This is a genomic window from Segeticoccus rhizosphaerae (assembly GCF_009192725.1).
Taxonomy (GTDB): Bacteria; Actinomycetota; Actinomycetes; order Actinomycetales; family Dermatophilaceae; genus Segeticoccus; species Segeticoccus rhizosphaerae.
Window position 1 is genome coordinate 1 of sequence record NZ_VOHR01000349.1, and the last position, 3,718, is coordinate 3,718.

General features: G+C 72.1%; 2 protein-coding genes and 1 pseudogene. All 3 read right to left on the minus strand.

Going from position 1 to position 3,718, the window contains the following annotated elements; translation table 11 throughout:
- A pseudogene (locus tag FRW57_RS18765) lies at positions 1-435 on the minus strand (NADH-quinone oxidoreductase subunit N); the annotation flags it as partial.
- On the minus strand, positions 432-1,928 hold the full coding sequence (locus FRW57_RS18770) for a complex I subunit 4 family protein (RefSeq protein WP_203230412.1): 1,497 nt from the start codon (positions 1,926-1,928) through the stop codon (positions 432-434). The gene FRW57_RS18770 and the pseudogene FRW57_RS18765, both read right to left, overlap by 4 nt.
- The coding region (locus FRW57_RS18775) for an NADH-quinone oxidoreductase subunit 5 family protein (RefSeq protein ID WP_152186737.1) at positions 1,922-3,718 on the minus strand (1,797 nt) is incomplete at its 5' end. The genes FRW57_RS18770 and FRW57_RS18775, both read right to left, overlap by 7 nt.

Here is a 3,718-nt window from a genome sequence, read left to right on the forward strand (position 1 = left end):
GGCGGTGGCGCCTGCCGTCGCGGCCAGCAGCAGGGTGCAGGCCACTGCGGTGCGGCCCTGCGGAGCGGTGCGCTGCTCGGGCCAGGACAGCAGCACCACCACGAACGCGGCGGCGAGAGCGGCCAGCTGCAGGCCGGAGGTCACCGCATCCGCGGAGTAGAGGCACTGGCTGGGAGAGCCGGGGAGGCACAAGGTGGTGCGGGCGTCGCCCGGTGCGGCGGACAGGCCGGGCACCGTGCCCAGGCCGCCGAGCGCGATGATCGCCAGCGCGAGGCCGTAGTGGACCCGCCGCAGCCGGGGCGCGGCCAGGTCCACCAGCAGCAGGAGCACCGCGCCGAGCGCCGGGGCGAGGACGGGCAGCAGGACCGCCGCGTCGATGCTCGACACGGCCGATGCCGCGGGCACCACGCCGGGTGCGGCGGCGACGGGACTCACGGCGCCACCCTCGTCACGATCTGGCTGACCGCTGGCAGGGTGGTGTCCAGCAGCGGTCCGGGCACGACACCCAGCACGATGGTGGCCGCGACCAGCAGCCCGACCACGACGCCCTCGGCGCCACGGGCGTCCACGATGTGCGGCTCCCGACGGTCCCCCGCCCAGACGATGCGCAGCACCCGCAGCGCGTAGCCGGCGGCCAGCGCGGTGCCGATGACGGCCACGACGGCGAAGCCGTGGAAGACACCGGCAGGACGGTCGGGCGCGGGCGACCACGCGGCATACATCGACCAGAACTCCCCCCAGAAGCCGACCAGGCCGGGCAGGCCGAGCGCGGCGGCGAATCCCACGACGAGCGCGAACCCGAGCCGCGGCGAGACCTCGCGCAGCGCAGCCCTGGCCGTGGCGAGGTCGGCGTCGCCCCACCGCTCCTTGAGACCGCCGACGACGAAGAACAGCAGTGCCGAGATGACGCCGTGGGCCACGTTGGCGAACAGGGCCGCCTGCAGGCCGGCCCGGGTGCCGCTCGCGAGCCCCAGCATCACGAAGCCCATGTGCGCGACGGACGAGTAGGCGACGAGCCGTTTCAGGTCGCGCTCGACCAAGCAGGCGAGGCCTCCCCAGAGGATCCCCACCACGGCGGCGGCACCGACGTAGGGCGCGATCACGCCGAAACCGTGCGGCAGCGGCGCGACGACGAGCCGGACGATGCCGTAGGTGCCCATCTTGAGCAGGATCGCCGCGAGCAGCACTGATCCCGCGGTGGGCGCGACCGTGTGGGCCGGGGGCAGCCACGTGTGCAGCGGCCACAGCGGCACCTTGATGCCGAGGCCGACCATGAGGACCGTCGCGACCACGACCTGGGTGGTGCCACTCATGCCGGCGCCGTGCCCCGCCGCGATCGCGCCGAGGTCGGCGGTGCCCGTCGAGTAGACCATCGCGAGGATCCCGATGAGCATCAGCGTCGACCCGAGCACCGTGTAGAAGAGGAACCGTCCGGCGGCGTCCGCGCGGTCCTGGTGCTCGTCGCCGAACCTGTTGATCAGCACCCACATCGGGATCAGGACGATCTCGAAGGCGACGAAGAACAACACCGCGTCACGGGTGAGGAAGGTGCCGAGCGCGCCGAGCTCGACCAGCAGCAGGCAACCGTAGAAGGTGCCTGGTGTGCCCCCGGACGGCAGCCTGGTGCGAGCGTGTGCGACCACGGCGATGCCGAGCGCTGCGGTCAGCAGGAGCAGGGGCGCGCTGATGCCGTCGACCGCGAAGTGCAGCCGCAGCCCGATCGCGGGCACCCACTCATGGTCGACGACCGGGCGCTCGAGCACGGTCAGGAGCACCAGGACACCCGTGGCGAGGCTGGAGAGGAGAGCTACCAGGTGCGCGGTCAGTGGCCGGGCGGGCACGGCGACCCGGTCGCCCAGCAGCAGGGCGGTGCCGGCGACGAAGGGCACGACGAGCGCGCCGACGAGGTAGGCCGAGGCGGTCACCACAGGCGCACCCCCGCGACCGCGACACCGACCATGCCGAGCAGCACCCACACCAGGTTGGGCGAGGGGCGGCGGGTGTGCGTGCGCTCCAGCAGCCGCCCGGCCAGCCGGGTCGTCGCCGCAGAGCCTCTCACGTAGGCGTCGATGACGTCCCGGTCCAGCCACACGACTGCGTGGGCGAGCCATGTCACGGGGCGTGCCACGAGCAGCTGGTATGCCGCGTCGAAACCCACTCCCTGCGCGCTCCCCCGGATCACGGCGCGACCCAGTCGCTCCGCGGCGTCGCTGCGGACGGTGCGCAGCGACATGACGCGCACCACCAGGGCTGCGACGGCCATCAGGACGAGCGAGCCCGCGACGAAGTAGCCGTTGACGCCGTCGATGTCGACCGACAGCAGCGGGGTGAAGATCAGGGCGCCGCCCACGACGGACAACAGCGCGAGCACTCGGATGCCCGTGAGTGCCGAGTCGCTGATCACCCCGATGCCCGAGTCGTGGCCGTGCTCCTCCTCGGTCACCACCTGCTCGGCGAACATGTCGAGGATGTGGACCTCGTGCACCCGCCGAGACTCACGGACCACCTGGCGATGGACCTGTCGCTCCTCCCGGGTGCGGTGCATCAGGATCAGCCAGGCTCGCATGCAGTAGGCGGCCGTCAACGGAACGCTCGCTCCGACCCCGACCAGCACCAGCCAGCCGGTGAGCCCGGCGGCCGAACCGAGGGCTGCGTGCTCGGCCGTGGACAGCACCATCTCCTTGGACACGAAGCCCACGAAGGGCGGGACCCCTGCCAGCGCGAGGAAGCCGATGCCGAGCGAGCGCGAGATGGCCGGGTAGTGCCGCAGCCCCCCCTTCATCTGCGTGACCGCAGTGCCACCGACAAGGACGCTGAGCCAGCCGAGGGCCAGGAAGAGCAACGCCTTGAACATCGCGTGCGAGGCGAAGTGCAGCACCCCGACGCCCGGGTTGCCGTCCGCGGGGACGACGGCGAGGACGCCCAGCATGATGCCGACCTGGCTGATGGTGGACCAGGCCAGCAACCGCTTGAGATCGGGCTGGGCGAAGGCGAGCAGGGCCGCACCCACGGTGCTCACCGCCGCGACCAGGCCGAGCACCAGGCGTGCGACGTCCGACTCCGCGAAGAGCGGAAAGAGCCGCGAGACCACGATGGTGCCTGCGGCGACCATGGTGGCGGCGTGGATCAGCGCGGAGGCCGGTGTGGGCCCCTCCATCGCGTCGGGCAGCCAGTCGTGGAAGGGGAACTGGGCGGACTTGCCGGCGATGCCCGAGACCAGGCAGAGCAGCGCGGCGGTCAGCGTCGCGCCGTCGGCGTCGCTGCTGGTCCAGTGGGTGATGACCTCGGGGATCGAGCTGGTGCCTGCCCCGACGATCAGGATGATCAGACCGATGATCCACGCCAGGTCGGCGATCCGGGTCACCATGAAGGCCTTGAACGCCGCACGATTGGCGCTGGCCCGGGTGGACTCGTGCCCGATGAGCAGGTAGGAGCACCACCCCATCACCTCCCAGCCGACCAGGGTCAGGACCAGGTCGCCGGACTGCACCACGAGCAGCATCGCTGCGGTGAACAGCGACACGCTGGCCGAGAAGGCGCGGTAGTGCGGGTCACGGTGCAGGTACCAACGGGTGAAGACCTGGACGACCAGCGCCACCAGCGCCACCACGACCGCGGCCAGGGCGGACAGGTCGTCGGCCAGCAGCCGCAGCGGGACGTGGACGTCACCGAGGGGCAGCGCCCCCACCGTGCCCGGGTGGGCGCCGACCGGCTCGGC